We start from the raw sequence: 19,725 nt of genomic DNA on the forward strand, positions 1-19,725 counted from the left end.
AGGTAATCATCAGCTCCCGCATTCAACCCTTCTACTCTCTCAGTCCAGTTGGAGCGTGCGGTCAGAATAAGGATGGCCTCTTTTTTCCCGTTTTTTCTCCATCTTTGCATTAAAGACAGTCCATTTTCATCGGGCAGTCCGATATCGAGAATAACGGCCTGGTAGGAGCTTGTTTCAATCAACGAGTCCGCTTCTTTGCCGGTTTTGGCGATATCGACTGTGTAGTGCGCCTGCGCAAGCCAGTCCGATATTTTTTTGGCAAGTACCGCATTGTCCTCAACAATCAGAATTTTCATTTGTAAGCGCCGTTTTTCGAGGTGGGAAAGTTTCGCTCGTCCTCTGTTGATTGTAACAGTAACGAAGGAATCAGGATCAGAAAAGCCGGTTGTTAGCGTTGTCCAGATTGGCTCTTCCGAGGTTGGCGACGCTGCGGTCCAGATCATCAATGGCGCGACGTTCTCAGGCGAAGTGGCGCCTGAGTGTGAAAAAAGGATTATCGGAGTGATCCAAAAATCCGGCTCCCGATGAGTGGAAGCCGGATTTTCAGCAATCTCCGTTCACTCATCAGAAATTAACGCTGATCCCCAGTGAAGCGGTGCGCGGCAGGTTCGCCATGGCGCCCTCGGGCAAACGTGAGACAATTTGCTGTTCATCGAACAGGTTGTCCACTTTCAGGAAGACATCGGCACTGGCGGTCAGCGCGTAACGGCTGATGAAGTCGACCAGGAACAGGGATTCGGTCTCGTCCAGTTCGGTGGCCGTGTTGTTGCATCCCGCGCTGACACACATCTCATCGACGTAGGTGGCCACAAGGTAGTTGTCCCAGCCACTCGGGTGCTCCATGCCGACCCGCAGGCTCATCTGGTTTTCCGGAACGTCTTTGAGTTGCTCGCCTTTTTTCAGGCCAGAGGCAGCATTGTCCTTGCTGATTTCCGCCTGGGTAAAGGTGTAGGTAAGGCTGACCGGAAGGTAGAAGTCGCCCGCCTCGGTGCCGGTCTGGAGCTGGAATTCCGCACCGGCAATTTCAGCCTCGCCGGTTACGAAACTGCCAGAAGTGGCGCCATTGCTGCACGGCGAGCCCACTGAACAGTTTTCAGCCTTGTTGGAGAAATCGCTGTAGAAGCCGATCACTTCCGCGAAGAACGCATTGCCAAAGTAGCGGAGGCCGGCCTCCCAGTTCTTGCTGGTTTCCGGATCTTCGTTTGCCCTGGCACCACCTCCGAGAGGGGAGAAACCCCGGTGCACGCCACCCAGAACCTGCCAGCTTTGGGACAGGTCATAGGTAAAGGAAGCGCCGGGCAGGAGTTCAGCACTGTCATTGGCGCGGGTGCTGTCGACGGTCGTGCGGCCGGGATCCGCGTATTGGGTGCGGCTGGTCTGTACATCCTCGTAGCGCAGAGCGAGGTTGATATTGAGCTTGTCCGTCGCCTGCCACTTGTCGAGTGCCCAGAAGCTCAGGGCTTCGCCGGTCTCAAAGCGGTTGTTGCTGCCCGTTGGGGCCACGCTGTTCTGGAACACCAGGGAGCCATTGACCTGGTCGTACACATCCACCGGCTGGAAGCGATCCATTTCATCTTCGTGGACGCGGGCGCCGAAGTCGAATTCGTGGTTGCCAATGTTTACATCGAAGTTTGTCTGCACGCCCTGGGACAGGTAGTCCCTGGCGTTGTTTTTGTATTCCAGACCGCTGGCGTCAATTGTGCCGTCCAGAATACCCTGGGCATTGGCGTCGCCGGCGTTTGCCTGGTCGATGATGTTTCCGGCGCCACTGAGCTTGTACCAATTGCGTTTGAAGTCGTTGCGGTAGAGAGTCGTGGTGCTGCTTACATTGTCGCTCCACTCGAACTGATGAGTCAGGCTGACACCGGAGTGAGTATTATCCATCTGGTCGAGACTGGAAAGCCCGTAGCGCCGGTTGGGGTCCTGGTTGAAGTCCGCATCCGTCAGTCCGACATAGGTCGAGTTGGAGGTTTCCTCGGAATACTGCAGCTTGGCGGTTACGCTCTGGCGATCTCCCTGCCAGCGTAGCTTGCCGACATAATCACTGATGTCGAAGCCACTGTTGCGGTTGCTTCGGTCAATGTCCTTGAAGCCTTGCGCTGAGCGCTGGACCGTTTCAACCAGATAACCCCAGTCACCGTTCGTGTCGCCATAGGTTGCATGAACGTCGGTGGAGCCGCGCTCGTTGGTGACGGCTTCGACGTAGCCCTTCTGCTCGTCGGGAATGGGTGTGGAAATCAGGTTGATCACGCCGCCGGTGGTTTGCGGACCATAGCGCAGCAGCGGGGCACCCTTGAGTACTTCCAGCGAGGACATGCGCTTGAACGTCGGGAAATAATAGGCGGCCGGGTTAGAATAGGGGGCCGGCGCGATCAGAATGCCATCTTCCATCAGGGTAACATTGCTGCTTCGCTCGGCCGTGGCACCGCGAATGCCAATGTTAGGGCGCAGGCCCAGACCCTCCTCTTCCCGTACATACACGCCCGGGACGGTTTTCAGTACCTGGTTGATGTCGGCCTCAACCTCGGTTTTCAACTGTTGATCGCCAACAACGTAGCCTGACCCCGGCAAGGTCTGGGCGGCAGACGCATCGCCAATGATTTCCATGGGTTCAAGCATCTGGGGCTGATCATCGCCGACTGCCCAACTGGCGCCCGGGGCAAGGCTGACAGCCACGGCCAGTGATAAGCGGGAAGGTTTAAACATGTGTTTCTCCGCAATTATTCGTATTTGAAATTCTAAATAGAAACGCGTTCCATTTGCGGATACGAATTTAAGGACTTCTCATAATCAAGTCAATAACCAATGTTAATGATAATGAGAGAGTGTCACCAGGCTGAAAAGGTTGAATTTCTCTCAAACGGGCAATTCGGAGGTCGGAGCGGGTTGGGCGGAGGGTGAGGGTATCAGCTGGCCCGCAATCCGGGGCCAGCTTTTCTGAAGGCCAAACAAGCCGCCGGTGGTCTGCTCGCAATGTCGGTGATCATGGTAACCCGGTTCGATCCCTTACTCCGTCCACAATCTTGCCCGGAAAGAGCTTTGCCGCCAGAGCAGCGCAACCCAGAGCGCATGAAGGTTTATGAGTAGCGCCAATACCCATTCAAAGGCATTGTCTAGTTGACTGTACAAGGCAGGTACTGCGGCAGTGAGGATAACGGAGAGAATTCCCACCGCCAGTAACGCCCTGTACGGCTGATACTGGTGCAACTGTCCCAGTAGGGTATGCACCAGGATATGTAGCCTTCGAAGACAGCAATGACAAACGTATCATGAATGGTGAGCAGCAGGCTTAACGCCGCTGCTAATGCTAACCACCACAAAGGAATGCTGCGGCGCCGGATTGCCCTATTCATCCCGCCCCCGACAACTCAGACCTCCCCCAACTGTCAACAACAGTGAACATTGACCGCATTGGGGGCGCGGCGCTTTACGGGCTTTTAGTACTGTTGCTGACACAATATTAAATGCAACCGCCGCTATCAGCCATGAATTATTACAGGTCCGCAGTCTTGTGTCGTTTAACTCATGCAATACACGCCCATCAATCTCTAATGCGTATAATAATGATTTATATTTAATTTACCTCAAAGGATTTGCACATGACGTCAATACTCGTCCGCGACCTCTGGCCCTGTCAATCACCCTGCTTTTGATGGCCGGATGCAGCGGCAATCAGGACGCTGCCAACGCACAACACAGCAGAGAGCCAACGGCAGATAAGGCACCCGCATCCACGCCGACCAAAACTGACGTTGTTAGCCATTATGCAGATCTGGCGCACGCCACGTTCCAGGATGCGGTGACAACGGCCGAGGTTCTTGGCGAGGTAGTGGACGCAAGATTGTGGCCAGTTTGCTAATGGCGGCGACCCCGAAGTCAGCGACAAAGTGGCAGGCTTTATCACCTTCTACGCCAGCAGCCTTGCAGTTCCCGCCCGTCGCGCCATGGAAAACCCGGAAGTGCAGCAAGGCGCCAGACTCGTTAGCAACACGGGGTGTGCCGCCTGCCACACACCAAAGCACGACCGGTCTGGTCGCTGACCGGCCAGACCTCAGCGACCAGACGATCTGGCCCAGCCATTTTGTGGCACGGGGGCGAAGCCGAGATATCCAGGGAACAGTTCAAGGCACGATTCAGGACTGAACGTGCGGTGCTGATTGCCTTCCTGAAAGTGCCTGAAGAGGCTCCCGGTTGCACTAAAGTCTAATGTTAATTGACTTCTCAGTCGTCGGGCTTGTGCTACGATCAGTGTGGTCAATATTGTTGCTGTGCCCAGTGCTGACGCAAGACCCGAAGCCACTTGAGTTTCGGGACAGGAGGGCACAGCACTTTAAGATAATGGACGTAATACGCATGACACGTTCAGTAATAAATCAGTAATAAATCAATGATAATATGACACGTTCAGTAATAAATCAATGATAATGAGGGGATTATGATACTAATGACAAATAAAAAAGCGGCACTGAGTTCAGCGCTCGCACTGGTGATGGCGGGGTTATCTTCGCCGGGTCACGCCATGGAATTCAAGGTGTCCGGCCAGGTGAATCGTGCGATCACCGTCGCGGATAACGGGAATGAGACTGATTACTCGAGTGTCGACAGCATCGGTTCCAACTCACGTTTCCGGTTCACTGGCAATGAGAAGATGGCCAACGGCATGAACGTCGGTTTTATCTATGAAATGTCAGTTGTTCAGTACGGATCCACGGAGTTCGATATCGGCAACAATACCTCCGGGGGGGGTGAGGGTGGCGTTGACCTGGATACCCGGAAAATTGACATCTATCTCGAGGGTGACTTTGGTACGGTGAGTTTCGGCAAAGGCGATGGTGCTGGCTACTACGCCAACATGATGGATTACTCCGAAACGCTCTACTTCGGTGGCGGTGCCTGGTATACCCTTTATTCTTCCGGCATCAGTTTTGTCGATGATAACGGCAACAAACTTTACAGAATTGGTGAAACCAACGGCGTCTTCAATGCCGTTGGTCGACAAGAGCGTATCCGCTACGACAGCCCGTCGATCGGCGGTCTGGTGCTGTCGACCAGTCTCGACAACGGCAATGCCTATGAACTGGCGGCCCGGTACCACGTAGATTTTCCGGGTGCCAAACTGGCCACGGGGCTGAGCTGGGTTGATGCTAATGATCTGGAGATTCCGACCTCGCCCACCGATGGACAGCCACTCACCCCTGGGTCGGAATTCAAAGAGAAGCAAGTCCTTGGTGCTTCGGCGTCTTTGTTGCTGGACGGTGGCCTGAACTTTACCGTCTCCTACGGTAATGATGAAACCGACGCAATGGCCAATGCGGGGCAGGCTAATCAAGAAGGCTATGATGCGACCAACCTATTCGGTCAGGTAGGCTACTCGACTGGCGCTCATCACTTTGCAGTCAACTATGGCGAGACCAAAGATCTGATTGTTGAGGGAACCAAGGGAAGCCAGATTGGTCTGGCATACGTGTACGACTGGTCGAGCGCGGTCCGCTTGTACTCCTCGTATCACCTGTATTCGCTTGACCTGCCTTCGTCGGTCAAGACCGCTGAAGGATGGGGCGATGCCAACGATATCAGCCAGCTCTATGCCGGTATCCGGATCGCCTTTTAACCAACGGGTCTGACCTGAATAACAGACAGGAGTAAAATATGCACAAACTGCGGTTATGGATAATTCCCGTGCTGGTAGTAGCTCTGTCGGGCTGCGGACTTAATGTGGTCCGACCCGCTGACACGACGCCGATGCCGGGAGAAGACCGCCTGCCTGATGGACCAGGCCTGTTTGCCAGCAGTCCCGATGACAGCGCCCGGGAGGGATATTCTATCCTGTCGGGTCGTTGCTCAGATTGTGCGACCAGTCAACGCGCCGGAGGGAAGGCGGCCCCGGACTCTGACACCTACAGAAGCTTCGAAGCCTTCAGGCGGATGGACCCAGACTCACAAGAATACAGGGAATTTGAGAAATGGCTGGAATGGAAACAGTTTCGCCAGTGGAAATCCCGGCAGCAATGAGGCTCGGAGGTGAGAAACTCTACCGTGCCCCGTGCCGACTGTTGTGATATAACGCAGCCCCGCTCAACTTTCCTTTCTCTGGCAGATGCTTGTCACTTAATGTGTAAGCAACGATCCAGACTTTGCTGAGAAGGTTTTCGATGTCGTTGGCCTGTACCTGAATCCGCCGGATAACGCGCTGGTGCTGTCGGTTGACGAAAAAACGCAGATCCAGGCACTGGATCGCACTCAACCAAAGCTGCAACTGAAACCCGGCCAGATCGAGCGCCGTACCCACGATTACAAGAGGCACGGGACGACCAGCTTATACGCGGCCCTGAATATCCTGAACGGCGAAGTGATTGGGCGCATTACACAACGCCACCGCGCCAAAGAGTTTCTCGATTTTCTGCGACAAATTGATCGAGAAACACCGAAAGAGCAGGACCTTCATCTGATTCTGGACAACAGCTCGACTCACAAAACACCAGAAGTGAAGGCCTGGCTGGAAAAGCATTCCCGGTTCAAGCTTCACTTCACACCAACCAGCGCCTCTTGGCTGAATGCCGTGGAGGGCTGGTTTGGTCAACTGGAACGCCGCGCTTTGTACCGTGGCATTTTTACCAGTGTCGGCGAACTTAAGAAGGCGATTCGTCGCTTTATCCAAACTCATAATGAGAAACTGGCAAAGCTGTTCCGCTGGCACAAGAGTGCAGAATCGATTATGACTTCAGTGACGCGAGCAAAGCTGAGTGTTATTGATAATAAATAAACGGATTACCCAGACGGGACACTAGCAGAGCTCCCCAAATGCCACAAGAAATTAACCCATAGCAACCGGTCAGGCGATGTTGCCTATCGGGTTTCCTAAGGCCAGGCAATCCGGCATCGGAGGTGATATGGCCGCCGGAGTAATCGGTTTCAATCTGGCGGCGGACGGTGGAGCGAAGGGAAGTTTTTCAGGTATAATCCCGGGCAGCGGCGGTTGGTGTTGGTTTCGCGTGTAGGAGCTTGAAATTATAGCTCCTGCCGCCGTTTTCTTTTGTCCCCCATGAGAAATCCGGGCCATTTTAAGAGCAGAAGGATGTTGTAATTACCCCAGGATATTGGCCCGTCGATAAAGTAGTGCGTAATCAGCTAGCCACAAGAAAAGAACACGGCAATCGCCTGTTCAGGCTGTTGCTGGTGCTTTTGTTGCTGCTTGCCGCGCAGCACCTTGCCATGCATGACATCGATGGTGCTGGCGGAGGCCCGGTCGGGCATCAGGAATGTCTGCTCAATCACCTGCCTTATGCTCAGTTATCCCCGCCATTACCCGGTCTTCCGTTACTGATTCCGGCGCTGTTTCTGGAAATACCGTACAGCCAACACTTCCACCGGATTTTTATCCACCCCTGGCTGGCCCGCGCACCACCCCTGTTCTGATCTGTCTCTGTTTACCCGTTTAATTGATGAGCAAGTGCGCAGTGCACGGTTACTGCGTGCCTGCTCGGGGATTCGCACGATAAATCAATTCAGGAATACGTAATGATTAGCAACTATAACCGGTTATCGCCGGCAGCCATCGTAATGCTCGGCTTATCCATGACAGCAGGGGCTGTTCCGCTTGCCTACAGTGCCGAGGCGGTTCACGATAGTCATTGGTCCGGGGACCTGCGGGTGGGCGCCAATATGGATCTGATCGCCGAAGCCCGGGATTTCGGTGCTGATATGAACCGCTAGGTGCTTGACCTGCGTGAGGTGGAGGTTTCCCTGGAATCGCAGATCAAGCCTTGGCTCTATGGGATGATATTCCTGACCCGGCCGTCCGATGAGGACATAAGTGTCGAGGAGGCCGCAGTGATCGCCGACATGGGAAGAGGGTTCAGGCTGAAAGCAGGGAAGTATCGTAACGAGTTCGGATTGCTCAACACCGTTCATGAACCGGAACGGCCACAAGTCTCACTTCCCTTGCCAGTGGAGGAGTTTCTCGGCGAAGAACAGCTTCGGGAGACGGCTGTCACCCTGGGTCGTCTCACCGATCTGGGCAACGGCTACCGTGCCGGCATCAGCGGCGCCGTGTTCAATTCCGACAACGATGCGGCGTTTGATGCCGGCCAGTCCGGTGACAAGGCCTTTGGCGGCAAACTCTATTTTGGTCGTCAGGCCAGTGACACGGCCTACCAGTTAGGTCTCAGTGCCCTGACCGGCAAGAACGATACGGGCGGTACAACCGATATACAGGCGCTGGATTTCCGCGTCCTGCTCGAACCGGAATTTGCCCGGGGCTACGATTACCCGGCACGTTTTTCCTGGATGGGCGAGGTCCTGTTCAACCAGCGGGAAATCGCCCCTGGCGTCAGCAACAACGCCAACGGCGCCTGGACACTCGTGGATTACCAATTCAAACCTGCGCATCATCTGGGCGCGGGTGCCGAATACACTCAGGGGCGACTGGATAAATCGCTGACGTCCAGGGCTTATTCGGCGCATTACAGCTGGTATTACTCGCCCCATGCACGATTGCAGGTACAGGCGCGTCGTCTTGACGTTGATGGCGGCGACAGCGGCATGGAAGTATTGCTGCAGTGGAATATCGTTCTGGGTGCCCACAGTGAACGGCCATTCCTTGCCATTCTTCCGATGGATGACAAAATGTAACCTGGAGAAAACACAAAAACCCGCCCGGATTCGAAAGGCGCCGGGCGGGTTGATATTTATCGGCCCTGACGATATGGGCAGTCGCACGGCCAACAATCCGCCCGGGCACGCCGGAATCATGGCAAAATGGCCGCTTCCCCATCTTTGACAAACCCCTGGCCTTGCTAAAGCTTGTAGTGAGCGATCAGTTGACTCCTTAATGTTTGCATGGTTTGTGCAATAACAGGCAAGCAGCCATTATGTATGGATAACACGCTAAGGAAAGGGCTATGTCGAAGTTGTCGGATGAGGATTATCGAAGTATCCCGCTCAATGCCACACTGGCGCTTGCCGCGTTGGTAGTGATTATTGCGGGAATGAAAGTGGGCGCGGACCTGTTGGTGCCGCTACTGCTGGCGGTGTTTATTGTCGTGGTGTGCACCTCACCCGTGCAGTGGCTGCATCGCTGCGGTTTGAGTCGGCGGATGTCGGCGTTGATTACGCTACTGGTGTTGGTGGGTTTTATATCGCTGATTGGCCTGTTGGTGGTCAATAGCTTCAGTACCTTTGTTGAAGCGCTGCCTGATATTGAAACCAGGCTTTACGAGCACTACTGGGACTTGCTCAATGCGCTGGCCTCTCATGGGTTGGCTATCGACCCCGACCAGCTCAGTTCGATGTTTGCCATGGAGGAGAACGGCTCCTGGGTGGCCACACTGCTGGGTGAGATTGGCTCGCTGCTTATGCAGGGCAGTATCGTCGCGCTGCTGGTGATTTTCATGCTGTTCGAGACGCTGAATTTTCGCGATAAGGTGTCCCGGGCGCTTGAAAATCCGGCACCGAGCTTGGAGCGGTTTAGTGAATTTAGCCTAACGCTAAAACGCTACTTGGCGGTTAAAACCGTGATTAGTTTGGCAACCGGTGTGTTGGTCTGGCTCTCGTGCCTGCTGGTGGGCGTTGAGTTTCCGCTGCTGTGGGGCGTATTGGCATTTGCGCTTAACTTTATTCCTAATATTGGCTCGGCGTTGGCTGCGATTCCGCCGGTACTGCTGCTGTTGGTTTCTCAGGATGGCGGTGTGCTGCAGGCGTTGCTGTTGGCATCGGCGTACTTGGTCATCAACTTTATTTTGGGCAATTTGATTGAGCCTAGAGTGATGGGGCAGGCGCTGGGGTTATCCACCTTTGTGGCGTTTCTTTCACTGGTGGTGTGGGGGTGGGTCTTTGGCACGGCGGGCATGCTGCTGTCGGTGGTGCTAACGATGACGCTAAAGATTGCTCTGGATAGCCACCCTCAAACGCGCTGGATAGCCCATCTATTAGGGCCGGGTAAGCAGCGTAATGTACAGATGAGACGCCCTGGAGACGCGCGTCGGCCGCCTTGGAAGCGGGGTGAGTGGGCGAAGCGAGAAGAAAGCGACGCTTAGGCAGGCAATGCCAATAAGAACAGAGATACCGCTGGCAGTGCCAGCGGTAACGTTACCAGCTTAGGCGTTTTGGTCGATAAACTGGGTCAACTGCGACTTAGATTGCGCACCAACCAGTGAAGCGACTTTAGTGCCGGATTTAAACAGCATGACGGTGGGTACACCGCGGACGCCTTGTTCTGCGGCAATTTCAGGTGCATCGTCAACATTCACACTGACGACTTTCAGGTTATCGCCACGCTCAGCGGCCACTTCATCAACAACAGGTGCCATGACTTTACACGGGCCGCACCAGGGGGCCCAGAACTTCAGCAGGACAGGCTGTTCGGCGTTGAGGACTTCTTGCTCAAAATTGGCGTTGGTGACATCAACATTGTTAGCCATTTGCTTCTCCCGTTTGCGTTGCTCTTGCTGTTTCGTTGCCTCAAGTGGAGCAACGGTCATTACGCGATATATTAGCGCATTTTCACCGCGCCAAGTTTGCCAGATGTTAGCGTGCGCGAAGGGTGCTGGCAAATTCTTGATGCGATTTGTCCTTAAATAGAAAAAATTAATAGATGTTCATGGCCTCTATTTTTTATATTATAAGTGAATTACGGGGCGTTTTTTTATTCAAAAATGTGCTCATTGAGCCATGAAATTGAGCCACGAAACCGCGCGCTTGGCTAAGCACACAGTGGCAGCGTGAGGATGCGCTTTTACGTGCTTCCTGCATAGATTATAGGGTGAGGATATGAAGCTACAGCAACTTCGCTATATCTGGGAAGTCAATCGACACAACCTGAACGTCTCGGCAACGGCGCAGAGTTTGTTTACCTCTCAACCGGGTATCTCAAAGCAGATTCGTTTGCTGGAGGATGAGCTAGGCGTTGAAATCTTTGCTCGCAGTGGAAAACATTTAACCCGCGTCACCCCTGCTGGGCAGTCGATTATCGAGCTAGCAGGCCAGGTACTTAAGCTGACCGAAAATATCAAGCAGGTGGCGCAAGAGCATAGCGACGAGCGCCGCGGGAGCCTGGCGATTGCCACGACCCATACTCAGGCTCGCTATGCGCTGCCGCCGATTATCAGTGAATTTACTCTGAAATACCCCGAAGTGGCGCTGCATATGCAGCAAGGCACGCCTAAGCAGATTGCCCAGATGGTGAGCGAAGGGCTGGCAGATTTTGCTATTGCGACGGAGTCATTAGAGCTATTTACCGATTTAGTGCTGTTGCCGTGCTACCGCTGGAACCGTTGCGTACTGGTGCCCAAAGAGCACCCACTGGCAACGCTGGATGGCCCGCTAACGCTTGAGGCCCTGGCCGAGCATCCGCTGGTGACTTACGTGTTCGGGTTTACCGGGCGTTCACAGTTAGACGATGCATTCAAAGCGAAGGGCTTAACACCCAATGTGGTACTAACCGCTGCCGATGCCGATGTGATCAAGACTTACGTTCGCCTAGGTATGGGCGTTGGCATTGTCGCTCACATGGCCGTAGATCCGGTGCTAGATAGTGACCTAGTGGCTCTGGATGCCAGCCATTTATTTGCCAGCTCCACCACTAAAATCGGCATTCGGCGTGGCACCTTTATGCGCGGCTATATGTACGACTTCTTGGCTCGCTTTGCGCCTCACTTAACCCGTGACCGGGTGGACGAAGCACTCATGGCCGGGCCGCGCTTTGAACAAGCGCTGTTTGAGGGTGTAGAACTGCCTGAGTATTAAGTGCTATTTCATTTTAAGCCCAGGCGGGAAGCCTGGGCGTCGTGCTGGGTATTGGTAGCTTTATTGGTAGCTTAGTGCTGAAGGTGTAGCCCGCATTCGCGTTTCTCTTCTACCTTGGTGGGGTCAAAGTAGTCGAAGTTGTTGGGTAGGTCGTGGGCCTCTAAGTAGTAGTACATATCTTTAGCGGTCCACTGCAGCAGTGGGGCGACTTTTAGTAAGCCGTCGCTATTGCGGCTAACCACCTGCATTTTAGCCCGTTCGGGCGTGTCTTCGGCACGTAGCGCGGTAAACCACACATCGGGTTGCATCTCGCGTAGTGCGCGCTCAAATGGTTCAAGCTTCACTTCTTGAGTAAAGGCATCATGGCGCGGGTCATCAATGCCGGGCATGGGACCTTCCAGCGCTTCGCGGTGGGCGCGAGTGCGCTTTGGTAAAAAGCTGACAATGTTTAAATTGAGGCGCTGGATCAGCGCATCGGCGAACTGGTAAGTCGCCTCGGTGTTGTAACCGCTATCCATCCAGACAATGGGGATATCAGGGCGTACTTGCGTCACCATATGCAGAATGACCGCTTCGAAGGGGCGGAAGTTGGTGGTGCAGATAGGGCGTTCGCCCTGGCTGAACGCCCACTCAATCAGTTCTTGAGGGGTGTTGGCAAAGTCGCGATTAATCTGTTCAAGCGTTGAGGACATGCGGCCTCCTAAGTGAAAAAGTGTGCAATGCCCCTAGGCTACCAAAGGCGGGGGGCTTCTCCCCAATACCGTTTGGTTAGGCTTTTATATTTCTTTTTGATGTAAGAACGTTGATCGCTTATTCCAAAGCGTCTATTAAGTGGCGGATCTTATCCAGCGTTTCGGTGTACTCTTCATCTGCTTTTGAATCCGCCACCAGCCCGCCGCCACCCCACACGTGGAGAGCGCCATCGTCAGCCACCATTGTGCGTATGGCAATGGAGGTGTCCATGCTGCCGCGAACATCGATATAACCTAGGCTGCCGCAGTAAACGCTGCGCTGGCAGGGTTCCAGCTCATCAATAATCTGCATCGCCCGTATTTTTGGCGCGCCGGTAATCGAGCCGCCAGGAAACGCGGCGGTGAGCAGCGAAAGCGGTGAGTGCTGGGCAGCAAGTTGGCCCTGTACCACGCTGACTAAGTGGTGCACGTTGGGATAGCTCTCAAGCTGGCACAGCTGCGGCACGCGAATAGAGCCAGGTGTGCATACGCGCCCTAGGTCATTACGCAGCAAGTCCACAATCATCACGTTCTCCGCGCGATCTTTAGTACTGCTGAGCAGCTCGTCCGACAGGGCACGATCCTCTTCTGGGGTTCTTCCTCGTGGGCGGGTGCCTTTTATCGGGCGGGTTTCCACCAAGCCGTCACGGCACTGGATAAAGCGCTCAGGAGAGAGTGATAAAACAGCTTGGCTACCCCATGCCATAAAGCCTGAAAAGGGCGTAGGCGTTGCTTCACGCAGTTTAAGGTATGCCTGCCACTCGTCTCCTTGATAGCGGGCCGAAAAGCGCTGGGCCAAATTGATTTGGTAGCAGTCCCCCGCAAGGATATAGCGCTGTACCGCCGCAAAACGCTCGGTATATTCTGCCTGGCTAAGTTCGGCTATAAACGGCTGTGTGAGCCGAAAGGCGTGGCTAGATGTTGCTGGTTCGTTTAACCACTCCATTACCTGCTTGCGCCGCTGTTCGCTGCCTACCAGCCACGCTTGTTCGGTGACGTGGTCAAATGTGATACACCAATCAAACAGCCCTAAACGCGCTAAAGGTAACTGGGTGACGGGCGGGTGCTGGCTGGGTATGTCTGCATGGTTGCGGCCAAGGTCATAGCTCCAGTAACCCATCAGGCCACCTAAAAAGGGGAGCTCGCTCTTGAGGTTGGCTGTGGGTAGCTGCTCTAAAAGCCACTGCTGCTGTGCATGGCTGTTGCCCATCAACGATGGGGGGAGTGTCAGCGTGTCAGACTCAAACGCTGTGTGGCCATCTGGCGATATTTTTAGCGTAGCGAGGGGGTCACTGCTAAGGATGTCGTAACGCCCGGTTGTGGCCTTCGGACGGCCGCTATCGAGCAACACCGCACCGGGGCGTTGCCTGAGTTTGGCAAATAGTGCCAAAGGGTCGGAAGAGTAGGGCAGGGCTGTAATCGTCAACGCCGTTGTCATGAAGCAAACGCCAGGCCAGTGAGGGCGCCATATTTTATAGGTCGTACCACCATCGCACCAGTAGAAGCCATCGACGACTTTCTCACGCTTGAGGTGCGAGCTATTCTAATTTATTTGATTGTTGACAGTTGCTTCCCGGGTCCATACCCGCTTGCAACGAAAGACGTATAAAAACGCCTATTTTGCATGGTTGACGAGGGAAATAGAGAGGGATAAAGTTCCTCTATTCCTTGATTGTCGACAATAAGCCATGACGTTACTTGCTACAACCTCCTCGCCTTCCGATGAAGCCTCGTCCGAGCCGGTCTCACCTGAGGTGCGTACGCTCGCAGAGCGCGTGTTTCATCAGCTGCAAAGCGCCATTGTGCGCGGCGAGCTAGCGCCAGGCAGTAAAATTACCGAGCCAGGGCTATCCAAAACCTACGGTATCTCCCGTGGGCCGCTGCGTGAAGCCATGCGACGCCTGGAAGCTCACCGCTTGATTGAACGCGTGCCCCACGTGGGCGCGCGGGTGGTCAAACTCTCCATGAAAGAGCTGCTGGAGCTCTTCGACGTACGCGAAGCCTTAGAGAGCATGGCTGCCCGCTTGGCCGCCGAGCATATGTCGCCTGAGGAGATTCAGGGCTTACGCGATGTACTGGCGGTGCATGAAAGCCAGGGCGACTTAAAGCGCGGTGAAGCCTATTACCAGCGTGAAGGCGACCTGGATTTCCATTATTGCATTGTTCAAGGCAGCCACAACAAGATGCTGATGAACCTGCTTTGCGATGACCTTTACTACCTAGTGCGCCTCTATCGTACCCAGTTTAGTGCCAGCGGTACGCGCCCCCAGCGGGCATTTGTAGAGCACCACCGTATTGTGGACGCTATTGAAGCCGGTGACGCTGAACTTGCCGAGCTATTGATGCGCCGCCATGTCAGCGCTTCTCGTGCCAATGTCGCTGACCGCTATGCCGCCATTCTCGAACAACAATCAACAACATCTGCCGACTAAAGGAGCTAACGCCCATGTCTACCACACCATCATCCAAGCTTACCCCTGGGGCACGGTTTCGTGCCGCGCTTGAAGCCAATCGCCCGCTGCCGATTTTAGGCACCATCAACGCCTATACGGCCATGATGGCTGAGCGTGTAGGCCATCAAGCCATTTATCTTTCGGGTGGTGGTGTGGCGAATGCATCGTTTGGCCTGCCGGATCTAGGTATGACCACCATGAACGACGTAGTGGAAGATGCACACCGCATCTGTGGCGCCACTGAGTTGCCGCTGCTGGTGGATATCGATACAGGGTGGGGCGGTGCGTTTAATATTGCCCGCACTGTGAAAGAGATGCAGCGGGCAGGCGTGGCGGCTGTTCACTTGGAAGACCAAGTAGCGCAAAAGCGCTGCGGCCACCGGCCGAACAAAGCCATTGTCTCGCAGCAGGAAATGGTAGACCGCATCAAAGCCGCCGCCGATGCCAAGCTGGACCCCGATTTCTACCTCATCGCACGCACCGATGCGTTCCAAAAAGAGGGGCTGGACGCTGCCATCGAGCGGGCGAACGCCTGCGTGGAAGCAGGTGCCGACGCTATCTTTGCCGAAGCGGTACATACGCTGGATGACTATAAGGCATTCTGCCAGCGAGTAAATGCTCCCATTTTGGCCAACATTACCGAGTTCGGCGCGACGCCGCTGTTTAGCCAGCAGGAGCTGGGTGAAGTGGGTTGCCGCATGGTGCTCTACCCGCTCTCGGCGTTCCGGGCCATGAATGCCGCCGCGTTGAAGGTGTACCAGAGCATTCTAGATAACGGTCATCAACGTGAGGTGGTCGACACCATGCAGACCCGCGATGAGCTGTACGACTTTTTGAATTACCACGACTTTGAGCAAAAGCTTGACGCGCTGTTTGCCGAGCAAAAAGACGTTTAACGAAAGCGAGCTCTTTAGCTAACAGCGCTAATTTACTAACAACACTTATAAAACTAATAAGTACGTCAGGAGAGATAACATGGCTGATAAACCGCTAGCAGGCGCAGGACTTCGGGGGCAGAGCGCAGGTGCGACGGCCCTATGTACCGTGGGTAAAACCGGTTCCGGCCTCACCTATCGCGGCTTTGATATTAAGGAGCTGGCTGAAAAAGCCAAATTTGAAGAAGTCGCCTACCTGCTGTTGAAAGGCAAACTGCCCAACCAGGCGGAGCTTGACCACTACATTGCCAAGCTAAAAGGCCTGCGTGGCCTGCCTGATGCGCTGAAAACCGTGCTGGAGCAGATTCCTAAAGACGCTCACCCGATGGACGTGATGCGTACGGGGGCCTCCATGCTGGGTAACCTGGAAACCGAGGAGAGTTTTGACGAGCAGCAGGATGTGGCGGATCGTCTGCTGGCGGTGCTGCCCTCGATTATTTGCTACTGGTATCGCTTCAGCCATGACGGCGTGCGTATTGATACCGAAACCGATGATGCCTCGGTAGGTGGCCACTTCCTACATATGCTACGCGGCGAGCCCGCCTCCGAACTGCATGCCCGGGTGATGAACGTCTCGCTGATTCTGTATGCCGAGCACGAGTTCAATGCTTCAACTTTCACCGCTCGGGTATGCGCTTCTACGCTTTCCGATATGCACTCTTGTATCACCGGCGCGATTGGCTCGCTGCGCGGCCCTTTGCATGGCGGTGCCAACGAAGCTGCCATGGCGATGATCGAGAACTGGGCATCGCCAGAGGAAGCAGAGCGGGAAATGCTCGGTATGCTGGAGCGTAAAGAGAAGATCATGGGCTTTGGTCACGCCATCTATCGGGAGTCGGATCCGCGTAATGCCATTATCAAAGAGTGGTCCAAAAAGTTAGCTGAAGATGTAGGCGACACGGTGCTCTATCCGGTGTCGGTACGCTGTGAAGAGGTAATGTGGCGGGAGAAGAAGCTGTTCTGTAATGCGGACTTCTTCCATGCCAGCGCTTACCACTTCATGGATATCCCGACCAAGCTGTTTACACCGATTTTCGTGATGTCCCGGGTGACTGGCTGGGCAGCGCATGTGTTCGAGCAGCGTGCCAACAACCGCATTATTCGCCCCAGCGCCGATTATATCGGTCCTGAGAAGAGCGAATGGGTACCCATCGAAGCGCGTGACTAATCGGTTGCGTGGTGACTAAGTGAGAGGCGTTATGAACACGAATTATCGCAAGCCGCTACCGGGCGTTCTGGTAGAGGGCGAGCCGGTAGAGTTCTTCGATGCACGCCAAGCGGTCGAGGATATCCAGCACGGCGCCTATGCCAAACTGCCCTACACCTCGCGCGTATTGGCCGAACAGCTGGTACGTCGCTGTGACCCGGAGCTGCTCACCGATGCTCTAAAACAGCTCATTGAGCGCAAGCAGGATTTAGATTTTCCCTGGTACCCGGCGCGGGTGGTATGTCACGACATTCTTGGCCAAACCGCGCTGGTAGATTTAGCTGGCCTGCGTGATGCCATTGCCGATAAAGGCGGTGACCCGGCCAAGGTCAACCCGGTTGTGCCCACTCAGCTTATCGTCGACCACTCGCTGGCCGTCGAACATGCGGGCTTTGAGAAGGATGCCTTCGAGAAAAACCGCCAAGTAGAGGATCGTCGTAACGACGACCGCTTCCACTTTATTAACTGGACCAAGCTGGCGTTTGAAAACGTCGACGTGATTCCTCCCGGCAACGGCATCATGCACCAGATCAACCTGGAGAAGATGTCCCCAGTGGTGCAGTGCCGCCCTGATGAGCAGGGCGTGCGTATTGCCTATCCAGATACATGTGTGGGTACCGACAGCCATACGCCGATGGTGGATGCGCTAGGGGTGATCTCCGTAGGTGTCGGTGGCCTGGAGGCGGAAAGCGTGATGCTGGGCCGCGCCTCGATGATGCGCCTGCCGGATATTGTCGGGGTCGAGCTCACTGGCAAGCTGCAGCCGGGGATTACCGGCACGGATATGGTGCTGGCGATTACCGAGTTTCTGCGTAAAGAGCGCGTAGTGGGCGCTTACTTAGAGTTCTACGGCGAAGGCGCTGACGCGCTGACCGTGGGCGACCGCGCCACGATTTCCAATATGACGCCGGAGTATGGTGCTACGGCGGCGATGTTCTACATCGATAACCAAACCATTGAGTATCTCAAGCTCACTGGGCGTGAAGATGAGCAAGTCGCGCTGGTGGAAGCGTATGCCAAGCATACTGGGCTATGGGCAGATGATCTCAAGAGTGCCTATTACGAACGGGTATTGACGTTTGATCTCTCAAGCGTGGCGCGCACGTTGGCTGGCCCTTCTAACCCCCATGCCCATCTGCCTACTTCCGAGCTGGCAAAGCGGGGTATCGCCATCGACTTGGATAAAGCCCGGGCCGATGAGCAGGCAGGCAGAATGCCGGATGGTGCGGTGATTATTGCCGCCATCACCAGCTGCACCAACACGTCTAACCCGCGCAATATGGTGGCGGCTGGGTTGATTGCTCGCAACGCCAACCGGTTAGGGCTGACCCGCAAACCGTGGGTGAAGTCGTCGCTGGCCCCTGGCTCCAAAACCGTCAAGATGTACTTAGAAGAAGCGCACTTGATGGATGAGTTGGAAAACCTCGGCTTTGGTGTGGTGGCCTACGCCTGTACCACCTGTAACGGGATGTCTGGTGCGCTGGAGCCGCACATCCAGCAGGAAATCATTGACCGCGACCTGTACGCCACGGCAGTGCTCTCCGGCAACCGAAACTTTGACGGGCGTATCCACCCCTACGCCAAGCAGGCGTTTTTGGCCTCACCGCCGTTGGTGGTGGCGTATGCCATCGCAGGCACCATTCGCTTTGATATTGAAAAAGACGTGCTGGGGTATGACACGAAGGGTAATCCGGTCACCCTCAAGGACATCTGGCCCGACGATAGCGAAATCGATGCTATCGTGAAGTCGGCGGTGAAGCCCGAGCAGTTCCGCCAAACCTATATCCCGATGTTTGATCTGGATAAAAGTGCGCGTACGCAGGTAAGCCCGCTCTACGAATGGCGGCCCCAGAGCACCTACATTCGCCGCCCGCCCTACTGGGAAGGCAACATGGCGAAAGAGCGTGGGCTGAAGGGCATGCGCCCGCTGGCGATTCTGCCGGACAACATCACCACCGACCACCTCTCGCCCTCCAATGCCATCATGCTCGATAGCGCAGCGGGGGAGTACCTGCACAAAATGGGCCTGCCGGAGGAGGACTTTAACTCCTACGCCACCCACCGCGGTGATCACCTGACCGCCCAGCGGGCAACGTTGGCGAACCCGAAACTGTTCAACGAAATGGTCCACGACGAGCAGGGCAAGGTGCTGCAGGGGTCGCTGGCGCGGATCGAGCCGGAGGGTAAAGTGACCCGCATGTGGGAAGCCATCGAGACCTATATGGCCCGCAAGCAGCCGCTGATTATTATTGCCGGAGCGGATTACGGCCAAGGCTCATCCCGTGACTGGGCGGCCAAAGGCGTTGCCCTTGCGGGGGTAGAGGCCATCGTCGCCGAGGGCTTTGAGCGTATTCACCGCACGAACCTGATCGGTATGGGTGTTATGCCGCTGCAGTTCGAGGAAGGGACCACGCGGAAAACCCTAGAGTTGGACGGCACGGAAGTCTTCGATGTGGAAGGCACGCCCGAACCGCGCGCCATGCTCACCCTAGTCATTCACCGCACCAGTGGTAGCACCGAGCGCGTGCCAGTGGTTTGCCGATTGGATACGGCCGAAGAAGTGACCATCTATTCTGCCGGTGGCGTGCTGCAGCGTTTTGCTCAGGACTTTTTGGAATCCTCCGTTGCCTAGTCGTCTCAGCGCGATGGTAAGGGGG

At 55.1% G+C, this 19,725-nt stretch carries 17 protein-coding genes and 2 pseudogenes; 13 read left to right on the top strand and 6 right to left on the bottom strand.

What is annotated here, in order from left to right; translation table 11 throughout:
• A partial coding sequence (locus tag BMY49_RS13085) for a response regulator (RefSeq protein WP_208596200.1) occupies positions 1 to 443 on the bottom strand: 443 nt, incomplete at its 3' end.
• 121 nt (positions 444 to 564) lie between these two features.
• Positions 565 to 2,706, bottom strand: coding sequence for a TonB-dependent receptor family protein (locus BMY49_RS13090; RefSeq protein WP_089675765.1), 2,142 nt, complete (start codon positions 2,704 to 2,706; stop codon positions 565 to 567).
• 1,181 nt (positions 2,707 to 3,887) lie between these two features.
• Here BMY49_RS13090 and BMY49_RS18185 point away from each other — a divergent pair.
• From BMY49_RS18185 to BMY49_RS13115, 4 genes and pseudogenes are all read left to right on the top strand, one after another.
• Positions 3,888 to 4,040 carry a di-heme oxidoredictase family protein gene (locus BMY49_RS18185; protein WP_197746112.1) on the top strand — a complete coding sequence of 51 codons (153 nt, stop codon included), beginning with the start codon at positions 3,888 to 3,890 and terminating at the stop codon, positions 4,038 to 4,040.
• Entirely contained in the window at positions 3,995 to 4,207 is a 213-nt protein-coding gene (locus BMY49_RS18190; RefSeq protein WP_074210778.1) for a di-heme oxidoredictase family protein, read from the top strand. Before BMY49_RS18185 ends, BMY49_RS18190 begins: the two co-directional genes overlap by 46 nt.
• A gap of 237 nt (positions 4,208 to 4,444) precedes the next feature.
• Positions 4,445 to 5,611: a porin gene (locus tag BMY49_RS13105; protein WP_167359376.1), complete on the top strand. Its 1,167-nt coding sequence runs from the start codon at positions 4,445 to 4,447 to the stop codon at positions 5,609 to 5,611.
• Between the two features lie 504 nt (positions 5,612 to 6,115).
• Positions 6,116 to 6,763 (top strand): annotated as a pseudogene (locus tag BMY49_RS13115) (IS630 family transposase); the annotation flags it as partial.
• Between the two features lie 67 nt (positions 6,764 to 6,830).
• Here the strand turns inward: BMY49_RS13115 and BMY49_RS17245 are convergent.
• Positions 6,831 to 6,961: pseudogene (locus BMY49_RS17245) on the bottom strand (IS1380 family transposase); the annotation flags it as partial.
• A gap of 155 nt (positions 6,962 to 7,116) precedes the next feature.
• Between BMY49_RS17245 and BMY49_RS17250 the strand changes: the two are divergent.
• The 4 genes from BMY49_RS17250 to BMY49_RS13130 all read left to right on the top strand — a co-directional run bounded on the left by BMY49_RS17250 (position 7,117) and on the right by BMY49_RS13130 (position 10,034).
• Positions 7,117 to 7,416 carry a hypothetical protein gene (locus tag BMY49_RS17250; RefSeq protein ID WP_128082445.1) on the top strand — a complete coding sequence of 100 codons (300 nt, stop codon included), beginning with the start codon at positions 7,117 to 7,119 and terminating at the stop codon, positions 7,414 to 7,416.
• Between the two features lie 102 nt (positions 7,417 to 7,518).
• Positions 7,519 to 7,713, top strand: a complete 195-nt coding sequence (locus tag BMY49_RS13120; RefSeq protein ID WP_062375750.1) for a hypothetical protein — start codon at positions 7,519 to 7,521, stop codon at positions 7,711 to 7,713.
• Positions 7,714 to 8,631, top strand: coding sequence for a hypothetical protein (locus BMY49_RS13125; protein WP_089675766.1), 918 nt, complete (start codon positions 7,714 to 7,716; stop codon positions 8,629 to 8,631). It begins immediately after the preceding gene.
• 269 nt (positions 8,632 to 8,900) lie between these two features.
• A complete protein-coding gene (locus tag BMY49_RS13130) occupies positions 8,901 to 10,034 on the top strand; it encodes an AI-2E family transporter (RefSeq protein ID WP_089675767.1) in 1,134 nt (377 codons plus the stop codon).
• Between the two features lie 60 nt (positions 10,035 to 10,094).
• On the opposite strand, the gene trxA is transcribed toward BMY49_RS13130, so the two are convergent.
• Positions 10,095 to 10,478 (bottom strand): thioredoxin, encoded by a 384-nt coding sequence (gene trxA / locus BMY49_RS13135; RefSeq protein WP_074210775.1) that lies wholly within the window; start codon positions 10,476 to 10,478, stop codon positions 10,095 to 10,097.
• 289 nt (positions 10,479 to 10,767) lie between these two features.
• On the opposite strand from trxA, the gene cysB reads away from it, so the two are divergent.
• A complete protein-coding gene (gene cysB / locus BMY49_RS13140; protein ID WP_062375744.1) occupies positions 10,768 to 11,742 on the top strand; it encodes an HTH-type transcriptional regulator CysB in 975 nt (324 codons plus the stop codon).
• 71 nt (positions 11,743 to 11,813) lie between these two features.
• On the opposite strand, the gene BMY49_RS13145 is transcribed toward cysB, so the two are convergent.
• Positions 11,814 to 12,434 carry a phosphoadenosine phosphosulfate reductase domain-containing protein gene (locus BMY49_RS13145; protein ID WP_089675768.1) on the bottom strand — a complete coding sequence of 207 codons (621 nt, stop codon included), beginning with the start codon at positions 12,432 to 12,434 and terminating at the stop codon, positions 11,814 to 11,816.
• 118 nt (positions 12,435 to 12,552) lie between these two features.
• Positions 12,553 to 13,911 (bottom strand): aminodeoxychorismate synthase component I, encoded by a 1,359-nt coding sequence (pabB, locus tag BMY49_RS13150; protein WP_089675769.1) that lies wholly within the window; start codon positions 13,909 to 13,911, stop codon positions 12,553 to 12,555.
• Between the two features lie 250 nt (positions 13,912 to 14,161).
• On the opposite strand from pabB, the gene BMY49_RS13155 reads away from it, so the two are divergent.
• From BMY49_RS13155 to acnD, 4 genes are all read left to right on the top strand, one after another.
• Positions 14,162 to 14,905, top strand: coding sequence for a GntR family transcriptional regulator (locus tag BMY49_RS13155; RefSeq protein ID WP_044628118.1), 744 nt, complete (start codon positions 14,162 to 14,164; stop codon positions 14,903 to 14,905).
• 14 nt (positions 14,906 to 14,919) lie between these two features.
• Positions 14,920 to 15,822: a methylisocitrate lyase gene (gene prpB, locus BMY49_RS13160; RefSeq protein WP_058576287.1), complete on the top strand. Its 903-nt coding sequence runs from the start codon at positions 14,920 to 14,922 to the stop codon at positions 15,820 to 15,822.
• A gap of 79 nt (positions 15,823 to 15,901) precedes the next feature.
• Positions 15,902 to 17,029 carry a bifunctional 2-methylcitrate synthase/citrate synthase gene (gene prpC, locus BMY49_RS13165; RefSeq protein ID WP_089675770.1) on the top strand — a complete coding sequence of 376 codons (1,128 nt, stop codon included), beginning with the start codon at positions 15,902 to 15,904 and terminating at the stop codon, positions 17,027 to 17,029.
• A 31-nt stretch (positions 17,030 to 17,060) separates the two neighbouring features.
• Positions 17,061 to 19,700, top strand: coding sequence for a Fe/S-dependent 2-methylisocitrate dehydratase AcnD (acnD, locus tag BMY49_RS13170; protein WP_089675771.1), 2,640 nt, complete (start codon positions 17,061 to 17,063; stop codon positions 19,698 to 19,700).
• Positions 19,701 to 19,725 lie beyond the last annotated feature (25 nt).

Source organism: Vreelandella aquamarina, from assembly GCF_900110265.1.
Classification (GTDB): Bacteria; Pseudomonadota; Gammaproteobacteria; order Pseudomonadales; family Halomonadaceae; genus Vreelandella; species Vreelandella aquamarina.

Coding starts and splice junctions, on each gene's coding strand:
- trxA (WP_074210775.1), bottom strand. CDS start 10,478: ATGACCGTTGCTCCACTTGAGGCAACGAAACAGCAAGAGCAACGCAAA.
- acnD (WP_089675771.1), top strand. CDS start 17,061: ATGAACACGAATTATCGCAAGCCGCTACCGGGCGTTCTGGTAGAGGGC.
- BMY49_RS13145 (WP_089675768.1), bottom strand. CDS start 12,434: ATGTCCTCAACGCTTGAACAGATTAATCGCGACTTTGCCAACACCCCT.
- prpB (WP_058576287.1), top strand. CDS start 14,920: ATGTCTACCACACCATCATCCAAGCTTACCCCTGGGGCACGGTTTCGT.
- BMY49_RS13090 (WP_089675765.1), bottom strand. CDS start 2,706: ATGTTTAAACCTTCCCGCTTATCACTGGCCGTGGCTGTCAGCCTTGCC.
- BMY49_RS13155 (WP_044628118.1), top strand. CDS start 14,162: ATGACGTTACTTGCTACAACCTCCTCGCCTTCCGATGAAGCCTCGTCC.
- BMY49_RS13120 (WP_062375750.1), top strand. CDS start 7,519: ATGATTAGCAACTATAACCGGTTATCGCCGGCAGCCATCGTAATGCTC.
- pabB (WP_089675769.1), bottom strand. CDS start 13,911: ATGACAACGGCGTTGACGATTACAGCCCTGCCCTACTCTTCCGACCCT.
- BMY49_RS13105 (WP_167359376.1), top strand. CDS start 4,445: ATGACAAATAAAAAAGCGGCACTGAGTTCAGCGCTCGCACTGGTGATG.
- cysB (WP_062375744.1), top strand. CDS start 10,768: ATGAAGCTACAGCAACTTCGCTATATCTGGGAAGTCAATCGACACAAC.
- prpC (WP_089675770.1), top strand. CDS start 15,902: ATGGCTGATAAACCGCTAGCAGGCGCAGGACTTCGGGGGCAGAGCGCA.
- BMY49_RS13130 (WP_089675767.1), top strand. CDS start 8,901: ATGTCGAAGTTGTCGGATGAGGATTATCGAAGTATCCCGCTCAATGCC.